A 26185-nucleotide genomic window follows, 5' to 3' on the forward strand; every position below is an offset into this window, starting at 1 on the left:
GGCTATCTGATGCGCCGCGGCGCATCAGATATTCCAGCTGCCTCACGAGGCCAGATCAAAGGCCGCTGACAGAAGTTTTCGGGCATAATCCGTGCTGGGAGTGTTGAAGATCTGATCGGCGGGGCCTTGCTCCACCACGTCGCCCTGTTTCATCACGATGACATGGTGTGACATGGCCCGCACCACTTTGAGATCATGGCTGATGAAGAGATACGCCAGCCCGTATTTCTTTTGCAGTTTGCGCAGGAGATCAACGATCTGGACCTGCACGGTCATATCCAGCGCGGATGTTGGTTCGTCCAGCACAACAAGCTTCGGGCGCAGAACCATGGCGCGGGCAATGGCAATGCGCTGCCGCTGACCGCCCGAGAATTCATGGGGGTAGCGATCCATCGTCATTGGATCGAGACCCACTTCGCGCATGACGTCAGCCACAAGCTCACGCTCCGGCCTGTCATCGCCCTGACGACCATGCACGCCGAGGCCTTCCGCGATGATCTGGGCGCAGGACATCCGTGGGCTCAGTGATCCATAGGGATCCTGAAAAACGATCTGCATCTCGGAGCGCAAGCGCCGCAATTCGCGCGTCGATAGTGCTCGCAGATCACTGCCCTCAAAGGAGATGTGGCCTTCTGATGCGATGAGTCGCATGATGGCCAGCGCGAGTGTCGTTTTGCCTGACCCGCTTTCGCCGACGATCCCGATGGTCTCCCCCGCGCGGACCGCGAGCGTCGCGTCATTGACCGCTTTGACATGGCCAACCGTGCGTTTGAGCAGGCCCTGCTGGATCGGAAACCAGATGCGCAGATTGGTGGCATCCGCCACAACGGGCGCACGCTCCTCAACCGGATCAGGCACACCAGAGCTCTCGGCGTCCAACAACACCTTGGTATAGGGATGTTGCGGATTGGCGAATATCTCAGCTGTGGGTCCTGTCTCGACGATTTCGCCGTGCTGCATCACGCAAACCCGATCAGCAATCTTGCGGACAACGCCGAGATCATGGGTGATGAAAAGCAAGCTCATATTGCCAGAAGTTTTCAACTCAGCGAGCAGATCAAGGATCTGGGCCTGAATGGTGACGTCCAGCGCCGTGGTGGGCTCATCGGCGATCAAAAGTTCAGGGCCATTGGCCAGCGCCATGGCAATCATGACGCGCTGGCGTTGGCCGCCGGAGAGCTGGTGCGGGTAAGAACCCAACCGGGTCTCGGCATCGCGAATGCCCACTTCGGTCAGAAGCTCGATGATGCGCGCGCGCACAGCGTCACCCGTAAGGCCCTGATGCAACTCGATGCTCTCGCGCAGCTGTTTCTCCAGCGTATGCAGCGGGTTGAGAGAGGTCATAGGTTCCTGGAAGATGAAAGAGATGTCATTGCCCCGCACCTTGCGCAGCGTGGCCTCTGACGCGCCCACCATTTGCTGGCCATCATAGGTCACCGACCCTGAAACCTCAGCGCTTTCGCCGAGCAGACCAACTGTGGACAGCGCTGTCACCGATTTGCCCGAGCCGCTCTCACCCACCAGCGCCACGGTTTCGCCACGCGCGATGCCGAAGGAGACGCCTTTCACGGCTTGGGAGAGCTGACCGTCCTGACGGAAGCCCACGCGCAGGTCTTTAACTTCGAGGATGTGGCTCATGCTGTGCGCCTTTTGCCTGCGCCGCGCGTTTGGTGCGCTGTGGGATATGCGTATTTGGGGCCAGAAGAAGACAGGGGGCGCTGCGTCATGAGAAGGTCTTTCTTGGGTCGAACGCGTCGCGAACACCTTCAAAGATGAAGACCAGTAGCGAGAGCATGACGGCGAAGACGAAGAAGGCGGTGAAGCCCAGCCACGGGGCTTGCAAGTTTTGCTTGGCTTGCAAGGTCAACTCACCCAGCGAAGGGGCGGAGGAGGGCAGGCCGAAGCCCAGGAAATCGAGGCCTGCCAGCGTGGCGATTGTGCCTGTGACGATGAAGGGCAGCATGGTGACTGTGGCCACCATGGCGTTGGGCAACATGTGGCGGAACATGATGGTCCAGTTCGACACACCCAAAGCTTTCGCGGCGCGGACATATTCGAGATTGCGCGCGCGCAGGAATTCGGCGCGGACCACGCCCACGAGGGCCGTCCAACTGAACAGGATCGTGAGCAGCACAAGGAGCCAGAAACTTCGCCCCAGGATCGCGAACATGATGATGATGATATAGAGCGATGGCGTGGCCCCCCAGATCTCGATCACGCGCTGGAAGATGAGATCCAACCAGCCACCGAAATAGCCCTGGAGGGCACCGGCGATGATCCCGATGAGGGACGCGGCGGTTGTCACAATCAGCGTGAACAGGATTGAGAGGCGAAAGCCGTAGATCACGCGCGCCATGACGTCGCGTTTCGTGTCGTCTGTGCCCAGCCAGTTTTGCTCATTGGGGGGCAGAGGTGCCGCGCCAGGGCGGTCCACAGGCGTGGTGTAGCTGTAAGGGATAAGCGGCCAAAGCATCCAGCCCTTGTAGAAATCATCGCCCACCTCTTCGCCGCGCTCGACAGCCTCAATCAGCGCATCTGGTTCATCGAAGCAATCGATATTACCGCCAGTGCGGATCAGGCATTTCACTTCCGGATCGCGATAGGCCGCCTCTGTGCGGAAGTCGCCGCCGAAAGCTGTTTCGGGATAGAAGGAGAAGATCGGCGTGTAGATCTCGCCCCGGTAGCTCACAACGATGGGTTTATCATTGGCGATGAACTCGGCGAAGAGCGAGAGGCCAAAGAAGATCGCAAAAATCCACAGTGACCAGTAGGCCCGCCGGTTGCGTTTGAAATTGCGCCAGCGCCGTTGGTTGATGGGCGAGAGCGAGAAGAACTTGCGCTTGGGGGCGGGCACGTGGGGTGCTGCGGTCTCTTGAGGCGTGTGGGGTTCGGGCTGTGCGGCCATGATCTCAGCCCTCCCGCCGTTCAAAGTCGATCCGGGGATCGACGAAGACATACATCAGATCCGACAGGATACCGACCACGAGACCAATCAGACCGAAGATGAATAGTGTGCCGAAGATCACCGGATAATCCCGCGCGACAGCCGCTTCAAATCCCAAGCGGCCAAGCCCATCCAACGAAAAGATCGTCTCGATAATCAGCGAGCCGGAGAAGAAAACGCCGATAAAGACAGCCGGGAAGCCCGCAATCACGATCAGCATGGCGTTGCGGAAGATGTGCCCGTAGAGAACCCGGCTCTCGCTCAAGCCCTTGGCGCGTGCCGTCATCACGTATTGCTTCTTGATCTCGTCAAGGAAGGAGTTCTTCGTCAGCAATGTCAGCGTCGCGAAGGCGGAGATGGTTGAGGCCAAGACGGGCAGGGTGATATGCCAGAAGTAATCGGCCACCTTGCCTAGCATGCTCAGGTCTTCCCAATTGTCCGAAGTGAGGCCACGGAGCGGGAAAATCTGCACGTAAGAGCCGCCGGCGAAGAGGACGAGTAGGAGGATTGCAAAAAGGAAGCCTGGGATCGCGTAGGCCACGATGATGAGGCCAGAGGTCCAGGTATCGAAGGAGGAGCCATCCCGCACGGCTTTCCGAATGCCCAGCGGGATGGAAACGAGGTAAGCGATCAGGGTCGACCACAGCCCGAGCGAGATCGACACAGGCATCTTCTCTATAACAAGATCGATCACGGAGATGGAGCGGAAGTAACTCTCGCCGAAGTCGAGGGTCATGTAGTTCCACATCATGTTCAGGAAGCGCTCCAGTGGCGGCTTGTCAAAGCCAAACTCGCGCTCCAGCTCTGCAATGAATTCGGGTGGCAGACCACGGGCGCCAGCATAATCGCTGTCGCTGGCAGCCTCGACCTCACCGCCGCCACCGGCAATGCCTTCAAACACATCGCCCTCGCCCTCGATCTGGGCCAGGATCTGCTCAATCGGGCCACCGGGGACGAATTGCACCAGTGTGAAGTTGATCACCATGATCCCGATCAGCGTCGGGATCACGAGGAGCAGGCGTCGGAGGATATAGGCGCCCATGGCGGTTTACAGAGCTCCAGCGGCGCGCAGCGCCTCGGCTTTGTCTTCATCCCACCACCAGATGCTGCTGGTGCCCAGCGACAAGGGCGGGGGATTGTCGGTATAGGGCCGCCCGAAAACATCGCGATAGGCGATCTGATGCGTGCCCTTGTACCATTGCGGCACCCAGATGTGCATCGCACGTAGCGTGCGATCCAAAGCGCGCACGGCAGTTGTCAGATCTTCGCGCGATTTGGCGTCGGCGATGATGCGGATCAGCCGATCCACCCCTTCGTTAGAGACGCCCGCAAGGTTCACCGCGCCGGGGGTGTTGGCCGTGTCGGAGCCGAAGATCTGCAGCAGTTCATTGCCCGGTGTCTGGCTCATGGCGAAGCGCTGGGTGACCATGTCGAAGTCGAAGTTCTTCTCGCGCTCCTGCGCTTCTGCGGCGTCCACGCGATTCATCTTGGCATCGACGCCCAAGCGCTTCAAGTTTTCGACATATGGATTAATAACGCGGTCGAAGGAAGCGGAATCATTGAGGATTTCGAGAACGAGCTTCTCTCCATCCTTGTAGCGGAACCCATCATCTCCAACCTCCCAACCGGCCTCGCTCAGCAAGCGTCCGGCACGGCGCAACGTGCGACGGTCGCCCAGGTCTTCCCCGCTGGAGATGGCAGGTGTGAAGGCGGGCTCAGAGAACACGGTCTCGGGAAGGAACTCGCGCAGCGGCTCCAGCAAGGCGAGCTCCGCCTCAGACGGCATACCCTCTGCCTGCAATGTATCGGAGTTTTCCCAGAAACTGTCTGTGCGGCCATAGATGCCGTAGAAGAGCGACTCGTTGGACCATTCGAAGTTGAAGGCCATGCCAATCGCTTCACGGACACGAGGGTCAGAGAACTTGTCCCGGCGCAAGTTGAACCAGAAACCTTGCGTCCCTGCGGGGCGCCCATCGGGCAGGATCTCTGTCTTTACGTGGCCCGCCTCAAGAGCGGGGAAATCATATCCGGTTGCCCAGACCTTGGAGGAAAACTCCTCACGATAGAGATAGGCGCCGCCCTTGAAGGCCTCAAAGGCGGAGGTGTAGTCAGAGAAGTACTCGAAAGCGAGGCGATCAAAGTTGTTCTGGCCCACATTGACGGGCAAATCCTTGGCCCAATAATCATCGCGGCGCTTGTAGCTGACAGACCGGCCCGGATCGACTTCATCCAGCGTGTAAGGGCCCGATCCCATGGGCGGCTCAAGGCTGCTGTCGGCAAAGTCGCGATCCTCGTAGTATGCCTTGGAAAAGATCGGGATGCCTGCGGCTGTCATGAGCAGCTCGCGTAGAGGGCCTTCGGGATCAAAGGTGAATTTGACCGTGTGATCGTCGAGCGCTTCCACGCTCTGAAAATCCGCAAAGGTCGTTTTGTAAACGGGGCGGCCCTTTTCCACGAGCACCTCGTAGGAGAAGACGACATCATGGGCGGTGAGCGGCGAGCCGTCGCGGAACTTCGCCTCGGGGCGCAGATAGAAAATGACCCATTCGCGGTTGGGCGGATATTCCATCGAATGGGCCACAAGCCCATACATTGCGTCGGGCTCTTCCAGGTTGCCCGTCATGAGCGTGTCATAAAAGACAGTGGCACCGGATGCGGCATTGCCTTTGAGGATATAGGGCGTGAGGCTGTCAAAGGTGCCAAAGGCCCATGTCGTGAAGGTGCCGCCTTTGGGCGCCTCGGGGTTGACGTAGTCCCAATGCGCGAAGTCGGCGTCGTATTTCAATTCGCCGAATGTCGAAACGCCGTGAGATCTGATGGTTTCTGCGGCCTGCGCCAACCCCGCAGCGGCCAGCAGGCCCAGACCCAGCGCAGCACCAAGTCCCCATCGCCAAATCTCGTTCGGGCGCGCCATGACAGCAGCGCGCGCATGGTTCGGATCACGGCGGGTGGGTTGGATCTTTTGCATCGAAACCTCCGAGGGGTGTGTCTCACCTTGATATTGTTGATTTAAGCTAGTTTGCCAGCTTGCCCACATTCAAGTTGATTTCGCGTGATCAAAGGTGATTTTCCTCTTTCCGATTTAAGCGGGCTACGCGGCGGCGCTGCGCACTGCTATGCTTGGCAAGACCGCGAAGAATGTCACGCTCTCAATATCTTGGCGACACCTGACGCTAAATAAAGTCAGGCTGATTGCGTTTTTCGGATTGTAATTGCATACCGTGCAGCCCTATGTTGTCCACATGCCCATCAGGTGCCGTATCAGTTATGCGGTGTCGGGCGAGAGTTTCGCTGTGTCGGTCCTCAAAAAGCTGGATCGGTACAGGCTGATTGGATTTCAGGCGGCACGGCTTTCGCGCACCAGAAATCAGATAATGCCCCGCAGACATGTCCGTGGGGACCTTAATGGGCAGCGCACCAAACGCAGCTGTCGGAGAAGAACCGCGATGCAACGCGCGTACATGAACAGGCATGACTCGGAGGCTCTTTCGGGCCCGATCACGCCGCGCGCCATCGCCAAACACAGACACCTCACAAGATGCACAGCGCCCCCCGGCCCAACTCGGCTGGCGGCGCATGATGCGCTTGCCCGGTGCAAAAGGTTACAATGGCTAAGAAAATGCTCATCGACGCCACCCACGCGGAAGAGACCCGCGTCGTGGTGGTGGACGGACACAAGGTCGAGGAATTTGATTTTGAGTCCGAGGCCAAGCGGCAACTCGCTGGCAACATCTACCTTGCTAAAGTTACACGCGTAGAGCCTTCGCTTCAGGCGGCTTTTGTCGATTACGGCGGAAACCGGCACGGCTTCCTCGCGTTTTCTGAAATTCATCCGGATTACTATCAGATCCCTGTGGCAGACCGTGAGGCCCTGCTCGAGGAAGAGCGCGCTTATGCCGAAGCGATGCGCAAGCGCGACGAGGAAGAAGAGGAAAAGCCCAAGCGTCAACGTCGGTCGCGTTCGCGCTCCAAGACGAAGGCGGAAGAGGTTACGTCGGATGACGTGATCGAGACCAAGGATATCGAGGGGATGGAAACCATCGACCTCGAGGATTCTTTGGCCGTTGATGATGGCGAGGGCCTGTCTCCCATGGAGACGGTGGAAGAGACACCGGTGGAAGAGCCCACGGACGATGCGGTGGGTGCCACGTCGGACGAGGACGCCGCAGAAGCGGATGCCGGGAAAGCGGAGGATTCCTCAGAGGCGTCCGACGACACCTCGCAAGAGGACGCTCCTTCCGAGGATGATGGTTCCGGCGCCAAGGCTGACAACGACGCAGAGACGTCTGAGGCCACCGAGGGCGACGAGGGCGAAGACGAGCCTACGGTTGCCAAAACCAAGGCGGCGGACAAGGACGAGGCCATTGAATCCGTGGCTGATGACGATGATCACGAAGACATCCGTCCTCCGCGCAAACCGCGCGCACGCCGCTACAAAATTCAGGAAGTCATCAAGGTCCGCCAGATCCTGCTGGTGCAGGTCGTCAAGGAAGAGCGCGGCAACAAGGGCGCAGCTCTGACCACCTATCTCAGCCTCGCGGGCCGCTATTGCGTGCTCATGCCCAATACCGCGCGCGGCGGTGGCATCTCCCGCAAGATCACCAACGCCGTGGACCGCAAGAAGCTCAAGACCATCGCCAATGAGATCGACGTGCCTCAGGGCGCGGGCCTCATCGTGCGCACCGCAGGTGCCAAGCGGACCAAGACAGAGATCAAGCGCGACTACGAATACCTGCAACGCCTATGGGAGCAGATCCGCGATCTGACGCTCAAGTCGATTGCGCCCGCGAAGATCTATGAAGAGGGCGACCTCATCAAACGCTCGATCCGCGATCTGTATAATCGTGAGATTGACGAGGTGCTGGTCGAAGGCGAGCGCGGCTACCGCAACGCCAAGGACTTCATGAAAATGATCATGCCGTCCCATGCCAAGAACGTGAAACACTACTCCGAAGGCCTGCCGCTTTTTGCGCGGCACCAGGTCGAGAGCTATCTCGGCGCGATGTTCAACCCCACGGTGCAGCTCAAATCCGGCGGCTATATCGTCATCGGCGTGACAGAGGCGCTAGTTGCCATCGATGTAAACTCCGGTAAGGCCACCAAGGAAGGTTCCATCGAGGAGACCGCGCTCAAGACCAATCTTGAGGCGGCCGAGGAGGTTGCCCGGCAGCTGCGCCTGCGCGATCTTGCGGGCCTCATCGTGATCGATTTCATCGACATGGACGAGCGCAAGAACAATGCCGCCGTCGAGAAGCGCATCAAGGACAAGCTCAAGACAGACCGTGCCCGCATACAGGTGGGCCGCATTTCGGGCTTTGGCCTTATGGAAATGAGCCGTCAGCGTCTGCGCCCCGGCATGATCGAGGCCACGACCGCGCCCTGCACCCATTGTCATGGGACAGGTCTCGTACGCTCCGATGACAGCATGGCTTTGCAGGTTCTGCGTGCGATTGAGGAAGAGGGCACACGGCGGCGCTCCCGCGAGGTACTCATCAAATGCCCGGTGGCCGTGGCCAATTACCTGATGAATTCCAAGCGCGAACATATCGCGATGATTGAAGCGCGCTATGGCATGGCCGTGCGGATTGAAGGCGATCCGGGCCTAGTGAGCCCCGACTTCACACTGGAGAAGTTCAAAACAGCCACACGCCGCGTCGCGGAAGTGTCGGCCGCGGTGGTCTCTGTGGATACGCAGTTGATGGCAGAGGTCGACGAAGACGTCAGCACGCCCGACGAGGCGGAAGCACCTGCGGCGCCCATAGATGGGGCCGAGGACGACGAACAGCCGCGCAAAAAGCGCCGTCGTCGTCGGCGCCGTCGGAAATCCTCCGATGGGGATGAGGCGCAAACGCAGCAGGATGGGGAAACATCTGAGGCATCTGAGACGAAGGCCGAGGCTGGGGACACTGGGGCGGCCTCTGAAGCGGAAGCACCGGCGGAGAATACTGCCGAGGCATCCAAAGCTGAAGATGCAGTTGAAGTCACGGATAAAGACGCTGACAAAGACGGTGAGCCCAAGAAGCCCCGTAGCCGGTCCCGGACACGAACGCGGTCCCGCAAGAAGGCAGAGCCCGCCAAGACAGATGACGCTCAAGAAGAAGCGACCGACACGCCCGCAGAGGCGGAGGCGCAGGAACCAGCTGCACCTGAGGAGGCCAGCACCTCGGCGGACGCTGAAGCCCCTGCGGAAGCTGCGGCTGAATCCAATGATGCGCCATCTACAGAGACCGGGGCAGAAACAGCCACCGAAGCGGAGCCTCAACCTGCGCCCGAGCCAGAAGCCAAACCGGAGGACGCCACGGATGCGCCCGAAGCATCCTCCAGTGAGCCCGTGCCACAGCCTGAGCCTGAGCCTGAGCCTGAGCCGGAACCCGAGCCTGTCGCTGCCGAGGCCGAGTCTGCGCCGGCCAAGCCAAAGCGTACGGGATGGTGGTCCCGCTAAACCTCGTGAGATAAACAGACAAAGGGCGGCGCTTTTGTGTCGCCTTTTTTTTATGCGTCTTTGCGGATCACGTAGATCTGATGCCCATCGCCGTCGCGGGCCTCGACAAGCGTATGACCGGCCTCTGCACAGAAATGTGGAACATCGACAATCGCTGCCGGATCATCCGCCCACATTTCCAGTTCATCGCCCAGGGAGAGCGACTTGAGCCGTTTGCGGGCCTTAAGTACGGGCAGGGGGCAAAGGAGCCCAAGAGCATCGAGTGTGTCACGCATGTCTGGCGATCTAGGTCAGCGCGCCGTGCCTGTCCAGTGGGGGCGGCGTATTCGCGTTGCGCATGGGGCTGGAAGCCTTAAACTCGCCTTAAAGGGGAGGTAAGGATCAACCCCATGAGCAGGTCGGACGACGGTGTTGAACAAGCGATGGCGACCGGGCCCGCACCCCGGGCTGATGCGCGTCCTGTGCGCAGACGCCGGGTCTTCTATATTCCGGGATATGATCCGTTTCATCCGCGTCGCTACCGGGAACTCTATCGAAAAGAGGGCGCGGCGCAGGCGGCGCTTTCGGGCTATGAGCTTGAGATAAAGCCCAAGACAACGCCCGGTCCCTATGGTTGGCATGTCCAGGCACAAATCGGGGATCAGGAGATCGACAGCGCGGTGGAAGTGCTGGTCTGGTCCGACATCGTCAAAAATTCCATGGGCCATTCGATCCTCGCGACCTACGGCGCCATGCTGCGAACGGCTTGGGCCTATATCGGGTCAGGCGCGCTCTTTCGGCTGATGCGCCTGCGCAAAGGGCCTGTTATCGCCGCGCTCTATCCGGTGCTCATGCTGCTTGCGCAGCTGGGGCTGGCTCTCGCGATCGGTCATTTTGCAGGGCAGGGGCTGGCCGCTTTGGCAAGCTATGCGCCGCTTGGCCCCGAGAGTACGCGTTCTGCCGCGCGAGACATGCTTGCAAACGGCATCTATTGGGTCAGCCTGCTAGGCATAGCCTGGTGGCTGTTGGATCTCTTCAGACGCTTCGACAACAAGTTCTTCGTCTACTACCTCATGCATGACTACAGCTATTCCGCGCGTCGCCGCGGCGCCAACCCGCCCGAGTTGGAAGCGCGTTTGGCAGAATTCAGCGATGTAGTCGCGGCGGGTTTGCGAAGCGATGTCGACGAAGTGCTTGTGGTCGGGCATTCCTCCGGTGCGCATCTTGGCGTTTCTCTCCTGGCCGATCTGGTCCGCGCGGGCAGGGTGCCCGCAAACGGGCCTGCGCTTGGGTTTTTGAGCCTAGGCCAGGTGGTGCCCATGGTGTCGTTTCTGCCCGAAGCGCGTCGGTTGCGCCGTGACCTGCATGACCTGTGCCAAAGCGAGGCTTTGGCGTGGATCGATGTGACAGCACCTGGGGATGGATGCGCGTTTGCGCTCTGTGATCCGGTGTTGGTGTCCGGTGTCGCGCCTGAGACGGGCAAGCGTTGGCCGCTGGTCTTTTCGGCGGCCTTCACGCAATCACTGAGCCCCGCACGGTGGAAAGAATTGCGCTGGCGCTTTTTCCGGCTGCATTTTCAGTACATCTGCGCATTTGATGCGCCCAAGGATTATGATTACTTTCAGATCACAGCGGGCCCCCAAACGCTTGGCACACGATATGCCAACCGCCCCGCGTCGAAATCACGGATCGAGCGCGCGGTGAGCGGCTACCGGGAGATGGCTCCATGACGCTGCCGCCCAAACCGCCTGCACGGGCCGAGCGCGTGTCCTTGCGTCAATATGCAAAGCTCTTCAAACAGGACATTCTCTCGGCGCAGCCTGCGCGGCTCTACCGGGCCTGGATGGCGGAGTTTCGAACCCCGTTTTTCCGCTCCTATCTTCTCAACCAGCCCGATCTGATCAAGGTCGTGTTGAAAGACCGTCCAGACGATTTTCCGAAATCTGACCGGATTTCGGAAGGCCTGCGCCCGCTCCTTGGCCAGTCTGTCTTTCTGACCAATGGCGAGACATGGAAGCGACAAAGGCGGATCATTGATCCCGCGTTCGAAGGCGGTCGATTGCGTGACACATTTCCCGCCATGTGGGCTGCGGCAGAGGCCGCAACCGCGCGCTTTGCCGCGCGTGCGGGCGAGGAGATCGATGTCGAGCCCGAGACCTCCCATGCCGCTGCGGATGTCATTTTCCGAACCTTGTTCTCCATCCCAATCGATCATGAGATTGCCGCTCAGGTTTTTGATGAATTTCGCACCTACCAGCGCGAGCAACCCCTGTTGAATATCGCGGCTTTTCTGCCGCTCCCGCGTTGGATGCCTCGAGGGTTCTCGCGCCGCACCCGCCAGTCTGCGCAGATCATCCGCGGCTTGATCACCGAACTGACCGAAGCGCGCCAACAGGAGATCGAAAAAGGCGGGGCGCCTGATGATCTTGCAACGAAAATCATGACCACGCGTGATCCGCAAACGGGCGAGACGTTCACGGCGGAAGAGATGGTCGATCAGGTCGCCATCTTCTTTCTCGCCGGTCACGAGACCTCCGCCTCCGCACTGGCATGGACGCTTTATCTCATGGCACTTTACCCCGAGTGGCAGGAGAAAGTGGCGCAAGAAGCTCGCAGCTTCATCTTGCCTGAAAAACTCTCCCCGAAGGGCCGCTCCGCCCACAGCGCGCCGGATTTTAGTATCTTGAGCAAACTGCGTCTCTCGCGCGATGTGTTCCGCGAAAGCCTCAGGCTCTATCCGCCCGTGCCGATGATGGTGCGCGAAAACACCTGCCCGGAGGCCTTTCGAGACCGGAAGCAAAAACCGGGAAGCCAGATGGTTTTGTCTCCCTGGCATGTGCACCGACACACGCGGATGTGGGACAACCCCGATGGGTTCGATCCCGAGCGCTTCAGCACAGAGAACGGCAAGCGCTGCCTGCGGGAGGTCTATATGCCTTTCTCTGCTGGGCCGCGTGTGTGTACGGGGGCGGGTTTTGCCATGGCTGAGGGTGTTTTGATTCTCTCCAAACTCCTGCGCGATCTGCAATTTGACCTCACAGACAGGCCGCCTCCGGTGCCAGTGGCGCATCTGACCGTCCGGTCGCGCGCCGGTATATACCTCCGCGTGCGGCAGCGTGACCGGTGTTAGCGTTAAAAGCCGCCTCCGGCCCTACCCAGCCTGCGCGCCATGGCGTAGACGTCATCAAGACATTTTTTTCGAGGAACGCACATGAGCCATTCTGACCAGCTTGCCCGCATCACCAAGGCCCCCGGCTTTATCGCCGCGCTGGATCAATCTGGCGGGTCAACGCCCAAGGCTCTCAAGCTGTATGGGATCGAAGAGGATGCCTACGCCAATGATACGGAGATGTTCGCTCTCATGCAGGAGATGCGCGCGCGGATCATCCTGGCCCCCGGGTTTTCCTCGGACAAGATCCTCGGTGCGATCCTGTTTGAGCGCACGATGCATGAGACGATCAATGGCATGCCGGTGGCGGAGTTCCTCTGGTCGCAAAAGGGCGTTGTTCCCTTTCTCAAGATCGACAAGGGCCTGGAAGAGACGGCCAATGGCGTTCAGCTGATGAAACCGATTGCGGGGCTTGACGAGACGCTCAAGACAGCCAAGAGCTTCGGCATCTACGGCACGAAAGAACGCTCTGTGGTGCATGACGCCAATGCCAAGGGCATTGCTGACATCGTCGCGCAGCAGTTCGAGCTGGCAGAGGCCGTCTGTGGGGCAGGGCTGGTTCCGATCCTTGAGCCGGAAGTGAATATCCATTCCGAGACCAAGGCCGAAGCAGAAGACATGGTCCGCGACGAAATTCTGCGCCATCTCGACAAGATCTCGAGCGACGTGATGCTTAAGCTCACCATTCCGTCCAAGCCGGGGCTCTATGATGCCTGTGCGGATCATCAGCGTGTGCAGCGTGTTGTTGCCCTGTCTGGCGGCTACAGCACGGCGGAAGCCTGCGAACGTCTGGCCAAGAACAGCAAGATGATTGCAAGTTTCTCACGCGCGTTGACCGAAGGTCTGTCGGCGCAGCAATCCGATGAGGCGTTCGACGCAGCACTCGGCGCCAATATCGACAAGATTTTCGCGGCATCCAGCTGATCGCCGTAACCACCAGACATTACAAAGCCGCGTCCTTTGTGGGCCGCGGCTTTTTTTGTTTGGGCTGTGACGGAGAGGTCAGCTGGCCTTCTTGCGGTAATGCTCCAGCACAAAGAGCCGTATGGCGGAGGCCAAACCGCATTCGCTGCCGCGCTCTTCGTCAATCCGCGCTGCAAGCGCGTTTACAGGCTCGCCGCGCCGCTCGGCAATATCCCGGAAGGCCTGCCAGAAATCATCTTCAAGCGAAACCGAGGTCCGGTGGCCTCTCAACGTCAGGGAGCGTTTCTTCGGGCGTGTATTCATGACGTCACCTGCTCAAACGCCTCACAACGCCCGTCTTGCAAAGGGTGACCCCATGTCAGGGGGCGCGACGGATATGTGGGCAGCACTAAATCCATTGTTAAGCGATCCATTGAGCAGTCTTTACAATTTAATGGTGTACGCGACGTTTACGGCGTCTCTTTGGAGTCAATTGAGCCGGAATTGGGCTTTTGCAGGGCATGCCCATCCAGATGCCGATTGGATTTTTCCTGCGTTTTTGCCGTGGCCTCGCGCTCTGCCTTGCTCATGCCATGGCGCCGCGCATTCTCATCACCACGCGCGCGTTTTGCGGCGCGCGCGCGTGACTTTCGTGCCTGATTGAGATTGATGATCTTGCTCATGCTTGCAACGGCCTCCGACCCACGGCGTTACGCCATATTACAAGGCTGACGCGGGGGCGCGTCAACACTGCAAGCGGATTTCCGCGGTCAGAAGGTGCAAAGGTATGTGGCGCACGGCTGAAGCGCCGCGCGCCATCGCGGCTTCAGGCCTTGGGGCCAACCATGTTTTCGGGCCGGACGACGCGCTCAAAGGTCTCTTCGTCAACGAAGCCAAGCTTGATCGCTTCTTCTTTGAGCGTGGTTTTGTTCTTGTGGGCCGTCTTGGCGACTGTTGTGGCATTGTCGTAGCCGATTTCGGGCGCGAGGGCTGTTACAAGCATCAGGCTTTCGCGCATCAGCTTTTCGATCCGGTCGCGATCAGCCTGCAGGCCAACAACGAGATTGTCCGTAAAGCAGTCCGCCGCATCTCCCAACAGCTGCATGCTCTGCAAGACGTTGTAGGCCATCATCGGCTTGTAGACGTTCAGCTCGAAATGTCCTTGTGAGCCCGCAAATCCCACGGCCGCGTCATTGCCCATGACATGGGCGCAGACCTGCGTGAGGGCTTCGCATTGGGTGGGATTGACCTTGCCCGGCATGATGGACGAGCCGGGCTCGTTCTCCGGCAAGATCAGCTCTCCCAGACCGCAGCGAGGGCCCGATCCCAAGAGCCGGATATCATTGGCGATCTTGAACAGGCTCGCAGCCACAGTCTTAAGCGCGCCCGAGATCTCAACCATCGCGTCATGAGCCGCCAGCGCTTCAAACTTGTTGGGGGCTGTCACGAAGGGCAGGCCCGTGATCTCCGCCATGTTGGCGGCAACCATCTCGCCCCAGCCCTGTTTGGTGTTCAAACCTGTGCCAACAGCAGTGCCGCCCTGGGCCAGCTCATAGATGCGGCCCAACGCATCTTTCACGCGCTGAATGCCCATGGCGATCTGATGTGTGTAGCCGCCGAATTCCTGGCTGAGCGTGAGCGGCGTGGCATCTTGCGTATGCGTGCGCCCGATCTTGATGATCCCGTCAAACTCCTCGACCTTTGCCTGCATCGCGGCGTGTAGTTTCTCCAGCCCGGGGATCAGCACGTCATGGGCTGTCATGGCGGTTGCAATATGCATGGCCGTCGGGAACGTGTCGTTGGAGCTCTGGCCCATATTGCAATGGTCATTCGGGTGAACGGGGCTCTTGGAGCCCATCTCGCCGCCAAGGATTTCAATGGCCCGGTTTGAGATGACCTCATTGGAGTTCATGTTGGATTGCGTGCCCGAACCTGTCTGCCAGACGACGAGCGGAAAATGATCGTCAAGCTTGCCCTGATGCACCTCGCTGGCCGCCTGCATCATCGCGTCAGCCAATGACGCGTCGAGATTGCCGAGCTCCATATTGGCCTTGGCGCAGGCATGTTTGATCACGCCCAGCGCGCGCACGATGGCCACCGGCTGCTTTTCCCATCCAATCGGGAAATTCATGATCGAACGTTGTGTCTGTGCGCCCCAATACTTGTCTGCGGGAACTTCGAGGGGGCCGAAACTGTCGGTTTCTGTGCGGGTGGCGGTCATGGCGCTCTCCATCGGTATACGTTTGTATGCCGCATACAATGCCAAGCCCCTGTGCGCAACTTGCCAGAAGGGCGCAGATCGGTTGTGTTTTTAGAAAATGGTGGCGGTGGCTCAGGTCTTGCGGAAACTGTCGAGGCTGACGACTTCGGCGGGCTTCGCAGGCTCCGGCTCAACATCAAGCGCAGCGGGCGCCTCTTCGTCCGGTTCTTCCGCAACAACCTCGTGCAGACCTTCTTCCTCGCCCTCATCTTGTGTTTCAAACCGCAGTCCAAATTCAACGGAAGGGTCCACAAAGGTCTTGATCGCGTCGTAGGGGATGTAGAGGGGTTCCGGGCTGTCACCGAAATTCAAAGTCACCGAAAATCCTTCATCGGTAACATTCAGATTGTCATACCAATGCTGCATGACAACGGTCATGTCCTCGGGATAACGATCCGACAGCCAATCGGCTAATTCGACATCGGGATGCTCCGTATCGAATGTAATGAAGAAATGGTGCTCGCCGGGCAGGCCATTCTCGGCCACATCGCGCAACACGTCCTGGATCAGGCCACGCATGGCGCGGTGCATCAGATTGCCATAGTCGATCGTGCGCGGCATCGGCGGCATGCTCCTTTAACGATACATCAATCATAGGGGATTCGATGGGAAACAAAAGGGCAGCTGTCGGCCCTCATGCGAGACGCCAGCCCAAGGCTGTGGCCAGAAGCGCGGACAAGAGAAGGACCATGGGGACGGGCCAGCCGCGTAGCCACAAAAGAGCGCTAGAAATGCCCAAACAGGCCAGCGCCGGAAGAGAGATTGATGAGAGCTGGGGCCAAAGCAGCGTCGCAGGACCGATGCCTGTGCGGATGAGTGTGTCGAAGAGGACATTGAGGCCGAACCACAGGGCCAGCGATGCCATCACCCCGACGACGGCGGCGGTGATGCTTCTGAGTGCGCTTGCGAGGCGAGGCCGCGACATCAGCACGTCGAGGTATGGCGCGCCCAGAAAGATCCAGAGGAAGCATGGCATAAACGTCATCCACAGCGCTGTGATCCCTGCGGTGGCCCAGAGCATCCACCCGCCTGCGCCATAGCCGGCCAAATGCCCCACAAATTGTGTCACCAATATCAACGGGCCGGGCGTGGTCTCGGCGAGACCCAATGCATCAATCATCTGATCTGCGCTGAGCCAGCCTTGGGTCGTGACCACGGTTTGTGTCATGTAGGCGAGCGCAGCATATGCGCCGCCAAAGGAGGTCAGTGCCAATTGGCCGAAGAAACGAGCCAACTCGAAGAGCATGTCGTGGCCTGCGAGCCAGAATACGACAAGCGGCAATAGGCTCAGCCCGCCCCAAATTGCGAGCGTTTTGAGGGCATTTGATAGGTCAGCTTTGACAGGATTGCTTGGCGTGCTCGATGCCCGGTGCAACAGGCCCCAAACCGCGGCAGACGCGATGACAAGCGGGAAAGGCACGTCCAAACTCGTGAGCATCAGAAATGCCAATACGGCCAAGACGATGTCACTGCGGCGCGACAAAGCGCGCCGGGACAGCCTCCAAACCGCCTGCAACACAATGGCAAGTACAGCCGCCTTGATGCCAAGAAAAGCCCCTTGCACCTCGGGGTTCGTACCATAGACAATGTAGAGCGCGCATAAGCCTGCGATGACACAAGCACCGGGCAGCAGAAACAAACCTCCTGCAATACCACCCCCGATGATGCCGCGCTGGGTCCAACCAGCGTAGGTGGCCAATTGCATCGCTTCCGGTCCGGGAAGCATCATGCAAAATCCGAGACCTTTGAGAAATTGATCATCCTCCAGCCATTTGCGTTCGTGCACAATCTCGCGCTGCAATAGGGCGATTTGTGCCGCGGGGCCTCCAAAGGAGAGCAGACCGATTTTGCCAAACACACCGATAAGCTCGCGAAGAGTAGCGGGGGGAGTGCGTTGCACGTGAGGGGCTCCGAAGGGATCAGACAGATCAGGTTCTGCTGTTCACTCTTAAGTGCCCCGGGGCGCGCGTCTGTGCAAGCGAGACGTTTATGGTCCGCTCAAGTCCTGCTTTGGTCAAGCCAGAGGTGAGCCGGTCAAAAAGAGCATACGCGCATCTTCCGCGACGAGCCCGGATTGCTCCAGAAATGTCATGAGATCGAGAACCACATGGTATTCAACGATGAGCTCGTCCTCGATTTTGCAAAAGACGGCGGCTTCCATGGGGGCGGAGGCTTTTGTGGCCAATGCCGTCATGTCCAACATGACCCGCGCCGCCAACGGCCCGGGCGCTTGCCCTGCGAAATCGCGGATGTCGATTCGATGGACCTGGGCCAGTCTGGCGACTTGGGCGGCGGCTTCGGCATAGTCCGCCAAGGTCATTTGCATGCCAGGGATTACGCCATGAATGGCCGCATCAGGAGAAAAGTAGCGTGCCATCTTTGCATAGTCTTGCTCGACCCAAACAGCATGGAGCATTGAGGACACGAGTTCTTGGGCAAAAGAAGCGGAATACATCATGACAAAGTGTGTAGGGCGTGACCCCTAACAAACAGTGTATGTCGGTGAAGGTGCAGGCTTCTGTTGCCAGGTGCCTGCGGACCCCGCCTAACACGGCTAGGCGCTAGGACTTAAGATTTCGATTCCTCGAACTGCTTACGCAGCAAGAGCAACCGGAGCACGATTGTCGTTTGCAATTGTACTTTTTTCGCCGGTAACGGTGGCAGACAGCCGAGACAAAGCTAACCCCTTTAGACGTCCGTCGATCCTAGTTCGGCCCCATGATCCTCAAACGAAGGATGTTTGGTGGAGCCGCCGGGTACCGCCCCCGGGTCCGATCCGCTTATTACGAGCGCGTTTATGTCCATAGTCCCCGAAAGGACACCCAACATATAAGTTGGATGGATTGGTTTGTGAAGAGATCAGGCGAAACGGCCACCTGAAAGTCCGATAAAATAGGCGCCATCGGGGATGGCATGAATTTCTTCCAGCACTGCCAGGCGCTCCATCAAGACCCGAACGTGTTTCACCTTGCCGTCCGTGATCGTGTAATTGCAGGCAACCGATAGCGTCGCGTCCGCTTCTGCGGCTTTGACATGGACCTTGTAGTCAATCCAGATGGCGCAGCGGCTATGATCGTCGGAAATTACATCGATGATCTTGAAGTCGCGCATGATCTGATGTCTGCGGAATTCCCGAACTAGATCCTTGAAATCTTCCAGTCCGACAGAGCTCCCATGGTCGATACCCTGCACTTCGACATCGGGATGATATAGCTCGTCAAAGCATTCATCATGTTCGTCGATCCAGATCTCCTGAAAGATGCGTTTCATCACATGCAGCATCTCTGCCGTCTGTGGCGACGGCAGTTCAAAAGGGGCGCGCGCTGGCTCGAACGTATTCCGGAGATGTGCCTTCATGAGAAGCTTCCCCCTGCGAATGCGATATAGAGCGAACCCTGAGGCATGAGCCCGATCTTTTCGAGGAAGGTCAGCGCGTCAATCTGGATATAAGCCCCCGACATACGGCCATCGCGCATGGTCGTGCAATTGACCATGTTGAACCACGCGGTCCGACCTGATGCATTGAGCCGCACCTTGACGTTCAGCCGTGCGTAGTGGTTTTCGGTGCCGTCGCAAAAATCGTGCACGAATTCCCAATCCAGTACGTCGACCATCATGTTGAATTGATCGACCAGATCGCACAGTTCCTGCACGCTCACGGTTGCTTCGGGCAAAATCCCCTCAATCCTGGACTCAGGATGGTAGATGTCATGCAAAACGGAGGTGTCTTTCCGTTTCCATGCCTGTTCCAGGATCTGGGTTAACGCTTCGCGCGCTTGTGTTTGCATCTCGCTCATGCGCAGAGCGATAGCGTGTGTTGCGTAAACACCGGGTAAATCGCGTCGATTGTTGCGCGGTTTTTCAGCTCAATGGACGAATGCGAAGCCTTGTGATCCGGTTGTCGGCGCGCGCCAGCACCTCGAATCGAAATCCGTGAAACGAAAACACCTGGCCGACGGTTGGTATCAGTTGCGCTTCGTGGATGACCAGACCTGCAACCGTATTGGCCTCATCGTCGGGCAAGTTCCAATCGGTCGCGCGGTTCAGATCCCGAATAGTCATGGCCCCATCGATCAGATAGTGACCATCCTCTGTTTGCAGCAAAGCGTTGTCTTCGCCCTCATCAAATTCGTCCGTGATCTCGCCGACAATCTCTTCAAGAATGTCCTCCAAGGTGATCAAACCTTCTAGCGAGCCATATTCATCCACAACGAGGGCAAAGTGCGTCTGCCGCTTCAAGAACTGGCGCATCTGATCGTCCAGAGAGGTTGTGTCCGGGATGAAATAGGGCTTCATGGCGACTTCACGAATGTCGAACCCGTCCAATGCCGCGTTGGCATTTTCAGCGCCATCGATCAGCTTGTACATGGCGCGCAGCAGATCTTTGGCATGAACCATCCCGATGATGTTCTCAGGGTCATCCCTGAACACAGGCAGGCGGGTGTGGCGACTTTCGAGACATTGAAGGAGAATATCGCGCGGCTGGCTGTCGGCATCAATCATCTCGATACCGGAGCGGTGCAACATGATCTCTTCGACAGTCCTGTCCGCCAGGTCCAGCGCGCCAAGGATCCGGTCACGATCCTCTTTTTCGACAACGCCTTCTGCGTGGCCAAGGGTCAACGCGCCCTGAATTTCCTCGCGCACGGCCAGAATGTTACTGTCGGGATCGGTCTTGACGCCAAAGACGCTCAAAACGCCGCGCACCAGCAACCGCACTGTTGAAACAATGGGCGAGAAGACGCGCACAACCACAGCAATGACCGGTGATACCAATGCTGCGGCCCGTTCCGAATTTGTGATCGCATAGGTTTTGGGCAGCACCTCGGCAAAAATCAGCACCAGCAACGTCATGACCAAAGTGGCCAAGGCGACACCGCTTTCGCCAAAGGCGCGGGTAAAGAGCGCCGTCGCGAGGGATGCGGCCAGAATATTCACCAGGTTATTGCCCAGAAGGACCGATCCGATCAGGCGCTCATTGTCTTCCGTGATCGCCAATGCCCGCGCCGCGCCCTTGGAGCCCTTGTCTGCCTGACTGCGCAGTTTGCCGCGGGAGGCCGCCGTCAGCGCTGTTTCGGAGCCAGAAAAGAAGCCCGACAAGACCAGCAGGCCCAAAATGGCTGCGGCCGTGCTCCAGAAAGCTGTGTCAAAGACGGTGGTGGACGGTTCCATGAATTGGTGTTCTCCTGCGTTGGCAAGGTTATGGGGATGCGAGCGGGGCGCATCAAGGGCAGAGAGGCCGGTTAAGGATATGCGGATCAAAGAAATCGGCGCATTGTCAGGTGAGATCGTAGTTTTTGGGGGCGTCTATTCAAACGCACAAGCGCTGACGGCCTTGCTCGCCGCCAAGGGAGAGCGCACGGCGATCTGTACTGGAGATATAGTGGCCTATGGCGCGGATGCAGAAGATTGCGTTCAAGCGATGCGGCAATCCGGCATCCCGTCCATCGCCGGGAATTGTGAGTTGCAGCTGGCGGCAGATGCGGAAGACTGCGGGTGTGGCTTTCAAGAAGGGACAACATGCGATCGTCTGTCGATGGCCTGGTATGCCCACGCGCGTCGCGATGTCAGTCAGGCCAGCCGGGCATGGATGAACGGTTTGCCGGATTGTATTCTGTTCGAAGCACATGGACGACGCGTCGCGGTGCTGCATGGCGCGACATCAGATGTGTCGCGCTTCATGTGGAGCACTACTCCTGAGGAGGAATTCACGCATGAAATCAATATTCTGAACTCAATTCTTTATCCAAATTCAGGTGTTGACGTTGTCTTGAGTGGCCATAGCGGGATCCCGTTTCAGCGCGAAATTGACGGGGTGACATGGGTCAATGCAGGGGCGATCGGGATGCCTGCGAACAACGGATCATCCGATACATTCTACACAATCATGAGTGAAAACGGATTTGAATTCAGGCCCTTGCCGTATGATTGGCGCGCAGCGCAACAGGCGATGCGTGCGGCGGGATTGACACAAGGATATGATCACGCGCTGGAAAGCGGCTATTGGCCGTCTGAGGATGTCTTGCCGCCAGACTTGCGGGTCGTGGCGAGCGGATGATGCTCGAGAACCAGATCCCTCAGGCGCTCCTCCAGAACATGCGTGTAAATCTCCGTTGTCGCGACATCCGCGTGTCCCAGCAGCGTCTGGATCGCCCGCAGGTCTGCGCCGTTCTGGAGCAGGTGCGTGGCGAAAGCATGGCGCAGGGTATGGGGTGTTACCTTACCATCATCCACATGAGCTTCGCGCGCCAGTAATTTGATTGTATTGAAAAAGCTCTGCCTAGTCAGGTGGCCTGCCTTGGCGCGGGAGGGGAAGAGAAACAGAGACGGTCCATGACCGTCAGCCACGCGTTTTTCTTCGGCGCTATCGCGAAAAGCCAGCCAGTGCTCCAGCGCCTCGCGGGCGGGTTGCGAGAGTGGCACCATTCGCTCCTTGCCGCCTTTGCCCCGGATCAGGATCATTCGGGGGTCGCCGCGGACAGCCGCCACAGGTAGTGTCACCAACTCGCTCACGCGCATGCCGGTTGCGTAGAGCAATTGCATCAAACAGGTTGTGCGCAGTTTTTCCTCAGGCGTGCGGCCAAGATGCGCCGCTGCGTCGAGCAGGGCATCAACTTCATCCACCGAAAGGATCTTGGGCAAGCGTTTCTCCCTTCCTGGCCCGGTGATCTGGATTGCCGGATTGTCGCTGCGCCAGCCTTCCTCAAAGGCAAAGCGATAGAATTGCTTGATGGAGGAGAGCCTCCGTGCGCGCGTCGCGCGCGCAAGACCCTCGGTCTCGGAGGCCACGAGAAAGGCTTCGACATCCGCGCGTTGCGCTGTCTCCAATTGCTGGCCCCGCTCTCTGAGCCAATCGCCGAAAATGCGCAGATCGCGGCCGTAGCTGAGCAACGTATTATGGGCCGCGCCGAGTTCTGCGGCTTGCGCTTCTAGAAAGGACTGAATGAAGTGCCCGTCAGAACTCACGGTCGCGTCTCCAGCGCAAGGATGGCCTGCAAGGCGGCCCTGCGTGCGACGTCTTCGAGACCCAACGCCCGGAGCGTGCGCAACCCTTGCGTCAAATGTTGCAAATTGCCATCGGCACCGCTGGACAAGCGGCCCAGTGCTTGCAGGGCAACGGCGCCGACATGCCCGCTGTCCAAATCTCGCGACACCTGTTGGGGCATAGTCGCTGCGGTGTCATCCCAGGCAGCGGCAATGGCGCGGTCGCGGGCGGAAGTCGGGGCGGCAGGCGATCCCAGCGCGAGGCTCTGGGCGAAACGCAATGTCGTCTCAGACGGTCCCAAATCGCGTGCCAAACGCTCATAATCGGGCGATAGCAAACCAATGGCGATGAGCGTTTCTGAAGGCGCGTCATAGGCCGTACTGCGGGTCAGGCTGTCTGCATAGCTGCGGGCAAACGGCACGGCCAGACCATGTTGGCGCATCAAAGGCCAGGCCGCCTCCAGCGCCTTTTCGATGGTGTCGGCGTCATTGCCCTCCAATGCCTGCTCCAGCGTCTGAACCGCACGTGCGCGATCCCAAACGCCGCCTGAGGCAGAGGGTTTGCGTTCGGTGTAGGCCGCAAATAGCTGCGTTTCGCTCAGAGCACCGGCGCGCACAAGGCGCTCAGCGGCCTCCAACTTGGCCTTCCAGCCGGCATCGCCACTCAGATCGGAAAAGGCGAATTTTACCGGTAGCGCGGATGTCGCCACAGGCTCGCCACTGGCCGCCATGAGGCGATAGTCAAAAGCATCGAGGCGGTTCAGGGCGGGTGGCGGCAGAGGAGGCAGCGTTTCGGCCAAATCTGGATCGAGGAATCGCAAGAGCCGTTCGTATCGGCCAGGTTTAATATCTCCCAAGGCGCGTCCCGCCTGAAGCGTCGTGACCGCTTCGGACCAGGCCCCGGTTTGCGCCTGACAATATACTTGCTGCGCCAGATCAGGCGCGAGCCGCGGCTCTCCTGCGACACGTGCGCAAAGCTCAGTTGTCTCTCCGAAAAGCAAGGCCAGCCGCATTGCGCGCTGCATCAGAACGGCAGACTCCAAATTGGGGATCAGCCGGAGCATCTCTTGCGCGGGTCCAACGGCGCCGCGATCGGTCAATGCATCGATCCGGACCGCGAGGAAGTCGTCAGCGGAGCCCGTTTGGGGGGGCTGGGCCTCTGCAAGCAACAACGTCAGCACCAGCGATTGGGCGGCAGGCAAAGCCTGTTGAGTTGGCAGATCCGCCAACAAGCGCTGCAAACGATCCGCATCGAGGCCGCGCCAAAGGTCTGTCGGAAAGCCTGTGACGCGCGCTGGTAGCAACCCGACACCGCCCACGCTTGGCGCGTCCAACGCCGTGACGGTGACGTCACCGACGCTCGCGTCCTGCGTGGCCTTGGGCTCATCAAAGGATGCGCCCGGCGCTATGGAAATCGGGGCAGGGGTCTGAATGGGCGCCGCGTCCAGCCAATCGATTGCCGACAAAGGCCCTTCTGCCAGAGCCGGTGTGGCGCCGATCAGGGCCACACAAAGAAATGCCCTACTTCGCATCCAGCACCAATGGCTGACGAATCTCTTCAGCGGGTGGGGAGAAATCGACACCAAAAAACGGACCGATATACGCATAGCCCACAAGGCCAATGCCGCCAAGAATGGCGAGATAAAACAAATATTTGATCAAGCGCCCCATGGTGTGGCCTTGTGCCTTTCCTGCCTGTTTGGCCCTAGCTTGCCTCTGTGAAGGCAACACTGGCCTTTTTTCGCTCTTATACCTAGCCTTTTGAGCAAGTTCACGTCATTCAGTCAGGAAATGCAATTCACCACCGGGCAATAAGCAGAAATTTGCGGGCATGACGCAGTACATCGTCAAAAAGACCATAGTCATGGTGGGAATGATGGGCGCGGGCAAAACGGCCGTCGGGCGGGCTCTTGCGGGCAAGCTGGGTGTGGCGTTCCTCGATTCCGATGCGGAGATCGTCGAGGCCGCGAATATGACGATTCCCGAAATCTTCGAGCGCGATGGCGAGGCGTTTTTCAGAGCGCGGGAGCGCGAAGTGATCGAACGGTTGCTCACGACGGAGCGCTGTGTGCTCTCGACCGGGGGCGGGGCCTTTCTTGCTCGTGAGAACCGTGCGGCGATCTCGGAACGGGGCGTCTCGGTCTGGCTCGATGGTGATCTCGAATTGCTGTGGTCGCGCGTTAAAAGCAAAGACACACGCCCCTTGCTGCGCACAGAGGATCCGCGTGCGACGTTGGAAGAGATTTTCAATGCCCGGGTTCCGCTTTATGCCAAGGCTGATTTACGCGTAAAGGCCAATGCGGATTACGCGATTGAAGACATGGCTGAGCGCGTCCTCGAGGCGCTGCTGACCCGGCCCGATGTGTTGGAGAAGGCAAAGTGATGGTGGAAACGGTTCACGTACCATTGGGCGAGCGGGCTTATGACGTGCGGATCGGCACGGGTCTCCTGGCGAGCGCGGGTGATGAGATCGCGCCGCTGCTGACGCGGCCTCGTGTGGCGGTGGTCACCGACACGCGGGTTGGCGCACAGCATTTGGCAGCTCTCGAAGCGGGATTGCGTGCGGGCGGTGTTGGGATGACCTCACTTGTGCTGCCGGAAGGCGAGACCACCAAGAGTTGGGCGCATCTGCAAGAGGTCGTTGAATGGCTGCTCGCTGAGAAGGTGGAGCGCAATGACGTCGTCGTGGCCCTTGGCGGTGGCGTCATTGGCGATCTGGTTGGGTTTGCGGCTGCGATTATGCGGCGAGGTGTGCGCTTTGTGCAGGTGCCGACATCTCTCTTGGCGCAGGTCGACAGTTCGGTCGGCGGCAAGACGGCCATCAACTCACCACATGCCGGGAAAAACCTGATTGGCGCGTTTCACCAGCCCGCGCTGGTGCTGGCCGATACAGACGTGCTGGACACGCTGCAGCCTCGCGATTTTCTGGCGGGCTACGGCGAGGTTGTGAAATATGGCATGCTGGGCGATGCCGCATTCTTCGCATGGTTGGAGGAAAACGCGCCCGCCATGGTGGCTGGCGACGTTGATAAACGGATTTATGCCGTGCGCCGCTCTGTCGAGATGAAAGCGGACATTGTTGCACGCGATGAGACCGAGCTGGGCGACCGGGCGCTTCTCAATCTGGGGCACACGTTCTGCCACGCGCTGGAAGCGGCAACAGGCTATTCTGATCGTTTGCTGCATGGGGAGGGCGTTGCCATCGGGTGCGCTCTCGCGTTTGAGTTGTCGTCGCGCCTGGGGCTATGTTCGCAAGAAGAGCCGAGCCGTGTGCGCGCGCATCTGCGGCGCATGGGCATGTGTTGCGATCTCGGCGATATTCCGGGGGCGCTGCCCGGGGCGGAGGCCTTGGTGGACCTCATGGGGCAGGATAAAAAGGTCATCGATGGGCGATTGCGCTTCATCATGGCGCGCGGGATTGGTGAGGCCTTCGTGACGTCAGATGTCCCCAAAGAGGCAGTGGTCCAGCTGTTGCAGGACGGTTTGAAGGAGCGCTGAGCGCGC

The 26185-nt window shown here is 59.1% G+C and carries 24 protein-coding genes and 1 other RNA gene; 7 read left to right on the forward strand and 18 right to left on the reverse strand.

Annotation, left to right across the window (positions count from 1 at the left end):
* Nucleotides 1–42 precede the first annotated feature (42 nt).
* The 4 genes from ACP15S_RS07170 to ACP15S_RS07185 all read right to left on the reverse strand — a co-directional run bounded on the left by ACP15S_RS07170 (nt 43) and on the right by ACP15S_RS07185 (nt 5858).
* On the reverse strand, nt 43–1638 hold the full coding sequence (locus ACP15S_RS07170; protein ID WP_425038886.1) for an ABC transporter ATP-binding protein: 1596 nt from the start codon (nt 1636–1638) through the stop codon (nt 43–45).
* An 85-nt stretch (nt 1639–1723) separates the two neighbouring features.
* Nucleotides 1724–2905 carry an ABC transporter permease gene (locus tag ACP15S_RS07175; RefSeq protein ID WP_425038887.1) on the reverse strand — a complete coding sequence of 394 codons (1182 nt, stop codon included), beginning with the start codon at nt 2903–2905 and terminating at the stop codon, nt 1724–1726.
* A gap of 4 nt (nt 2906–2909) precedes the next feature.
* On the reverse strand, nt 2910–3986 hold the full coding sequence (locus ACP15S_RS07180) for a microcin C ABC transporter permease YejB (RefSeq protein ID WP_425038888.1): 1077 nt from the start codon (nt 3984–3986) through the stop codon (nt 2910–2912).
* 6 nt (nt 3987–3992) lie between these two features.
* A complete protein-coding gene (locus ACP15S_RS07185; RefSeq protein ID WP_425039669.1) occupies nt 3993–5858 on the reverse strand; it encodes an extracellular solute-binding protein in 1866 nt (621 codons plus the stop codon).
* A 693-nt stretch (nt 5859–6551) separates the two neighbouring features.
* Here ACP15S_RS07185 and ACP15S_RS07190 point away from each other — a divergent pair.
* On the forward strand, nt 6552–9386 hold the full coding sequence (locus ACP15S_RS07190; RefSeq protein ID WP_425038889.1) for an Rne/Rng family ribonuclease: 2835 nt from the start codon (nt 6552–6554) through the stop codon (nt 9384–9386).
* A gap of 50 nt (nt 9387–9436) precedes the next feature.
* Here the strand turns inward: ACP15S_RS07190 and ACP15S_RS07195 are convergent, their stop codons facing one another.
* On the reverse strand, nt 9437–9661 hold the full coding sequence (locus tag ACP15S_RS07195) for a sulfurtransferase TusA family protein (protein WP_425038890.1): 225 nt from the start codon (nt 9659–9661) through the stop codon (nt 9437–9439).
* 147 nt (nt 9662–9808) lie between these two features.
* Here ACP15S_RS07195 and ACP15S_RS07200 point away from each other — a divergent pair, with 147 nt between their 5' ends.
* From ACP15S_RS07200 to ACP15S_RS07210, 3 genes are all read left to right on the forward strand, one after another.
* Nucleotides 9809–11095 (forward strand): hypothetical protein, encoded by a 1287-nt coding sequence (locus tag ACP15S_RS07200; RefSeq protein ID WP_425039670.1) that lies wholly within the window; start codon nt 9809–9811, stop codon nt 11093–11095.
* Nucleotides 11092–12495 carry a cytochrome P450 gene (locus ACP15S_RS07205; RefSeq protein ID WP_425038891.1) on the forward strand — a complete coding sequence of 468 codons (1404 nt, stop codon included), beginning with the start codon at nt 11092–11094 and terminating at the stop codon, nt 12493–12495. The genes ACP15S_RS07200 and ACP15S_RS07205 overlap by 4 nt, the downstream gene beginning before the upstream one ends.
* An 81-nt stretch (nt 12496–12576) precedes the next feature.
* Nucleotides 12577–13458, forward strand: a complete 882-nt coding sequence (locus ACP15S_RS07210; RefSeq protein WP_425038892.1) for a fructose bisphosphate aldolase — start codon at nt 12577–12579, stop codon at nt 13456–13458.
* 78 nt (nt 13459–13536) lie between these two features.
* On the opposite strand, the gene ACP15S_RS07215 is transcribed toward ACP15S_RS07210, so the two are convergent.
* From ACP15S_RS07215 to ACP15S_RS07260, 10 genes are all read right to left on the reverse strand, one after another.
* Nucleotides 13537–13761: a ribbon-helix-helix domain-containing protein gene (locus ACP15S_RS07215; RefSeq protein ID WP_425038893.1), complete on the reverse strand. Its 225-nt coding sequence runs from the start codon at nt 13759–13761 to the stop codon at nt 13537–13539.
* Nucleotides 13762–13907: 146 nt separating this feature from the next.
* Nucleotides 13908–14120, reverse strand: coding sequence for a DUF4169 family protein (locus tag ACP15S_RS07220; RefSeq protein ID WP_425038894.1), 213 nt, complete (start codon nt 14118–14120; stop codon nt 13908–13910).
* A 143-nt stretch (nt 14121–14263) separates the two neighbouring features.
* Nucleotides 14264–15658, reverse strand: a complete 1395-nt coding sequence (gene fumC / locus ACP15S_RS07225; RefSeq protein WP_425038895.1) for a class II fumarate hydratase — start codon at nt 15656–15658, stop codon at nt 14264–14266.
* A 111-nt stretch (nt 15659–15769) separates the two neighbouring features.
* Nucleotides 15770–16258, reverse strand: a complete 489-nt coding sequence (locus ACP15S_RS07230) for an SspB family protein (protein ID WP_425038896.1) — start codon at nt 16256–16258, stop codon at nt 15770–15772.
* 73 nt (nt 16259–16331) lie between these two features.
* On the reverse strand, nt 16332–17597 hold the full coding sequence (gene chrA / locus ACP15S_RS07235) for a chromate efflux transporter (protein WP_425038897.1): 1266 nt from the start codon (nt 17595–17597) through the stop codon (nt 16332–16334).
* A gap of 114 nt (nt 17598–17711) precedes the next feature.
* Entirely contained in the window at nt 17712–18113 is a 402-nt protein-coding gene (locus tag ACP15S_RS07240; RefSeq protein ID WP_425038898.1) for a nuclear transport factor 2 family protein, read from the reverse strand.
* A gap of 91 nt (nt 18114–18204) precedes the next feature.
* Nucleotides 18205–18556, reverse strand: a transfer-messenger RNA (tmRNA) gene (ssrA, locus tag ACP15S_RS07245).
* Nucleotides 18557–19054, reverse strand: coding sequence for a nuclear transport factor 2 family protein (locus tag ACP15S_RS07250; RefSeq protein WP_425038899.1), 498 nt, complete (start codon nt 19052–19054; stop codon nt 18557–18559).
* Complete coding sequence (locus tag ACP15S_RS07255; RefSeq protein ID WP_425038900.1) at nt 19051–19494, reverse strand: hypothetical protein; 444 nt, start codon at nt 19492–19494, stop codon at nt 19051–19053. The genes ACP15S_RS07250 and ACP15S_RS07255 overlap by 4 nt, the downstream gene beginning before the upstream one ends.
* Nucleotides 19495–19558: 64 nt before the next feature.
* Complete coding sequence (locus ACP15S_RS07260) at nt 19559–20869, reverse strand: HlyC/CorC family transporter (protein WP_425038901.1); 1311 nt, start codon at nt 20867–20869, stop codon at nt 19559–19561.
* Nucleotides 20870–20948: 79 nt separating this feature from the next.
* Here ACP15S_RS07260 and ACP15S_RS07265 point away from each other — a divergent pair, with 79 nt between their 5' ends.
* Nucleotides 20949–21755, forward strand: coding sequence for a metallophosphoesterase family protein (locus ACP15S_RS07265; RefSeq protein ID WP_425038902.1), 807 nt, complete (start codon nt 20949–20951; stop codon nt 21753–21755).
* Here ACP15S_RS07265 and ACP15S_RS07270 read toward each other — a convergent pair.
* From ACP15S_RS07270 to ACP15S_RS07280, 3 genes are read right to left on the reverse strand one after another with little or no spacing between them, the layout of a single operon-like run.
* Nucleotides 21698–22663, reverse strand: coding sequence for a site-specific tyrosine recombinase XerD (locus tag ACP15S_RS07270; RefSeq protein WP_425038903.1), 966 nt, complete (start codon nt 22661–22663; stop codon nt 21698–21700). The two genes, ACP15S_RS07265 and ACP15S_RS07270, sit on opposite strands and share 58 nt — an antisense overlap.
* A complete protein-coding gene (locus ACP15S_RS07275; protein WP_425038904.1) occupies nt 22660–24189 on the reverse strand; it encodes a hypothetical protein in 1530 nt (509 codons plus the stop codon). The genes ACP15S_RS07270 and ACP15S_RS07275 overlap by 4 nt, the downstream gene beginning before the upstream one ends.
* Before the next feature lie 13 nt (nt 24190–24202).
* The gene (locus tag ACP15S_RS07280; RefSeq protein ID WP_425038905.1) at nt 24203–24352 is read right to left on the reverse strand and encodes a hypothetical protein; all 150 of its coding nucleotides are present in this window, start codon (nt 24350–24352) and stop codon (nt 24203–24205) included.
* A 160-nt stretch (nt 24353–24512) separates the two neighbouring features.
* Between ACP15S_RS07280 and ACP15S_RS07285 the strand changes: the two genes are divergently transcribed.
* The gene (locus ACP15S_RS07285; RefSeq protein ID WP_425038906.1) at nt 24513–25064 is read left to right on the forward strand and encodes a shikimate kinase; all 552 of its coding nucleotides are present in this window, start codon (nt 24513–24515) and stop codon (nt 25062–25064) included.
* Nucleotides 25064–26179, forward strand: a complete 1116-nt coding sequence (gene aroB, locus ACP15S_RS07290) for a 3-dehydroquinate synthase (protein ID WP_425038907.1) — start codon at nt 25064–25066, stop codon at nt 26177–26179. Before ACP15S_RS07285 ends, aroB begins: the two co-directional genes overlap by 1 nt.
* The last annotated feature ends 6 nt before the right edge of the window (nt 26180–26185 follow it).

It is taken from the genome of Primorskyibacter sp. S187A, assembly GCF_049800955.1.
Lineage (GTDB): Bacteria > Pseudomonadota > Alphaproteobacteria > Rhodobacterales > Rhodobacteraceae > JAKVBH01.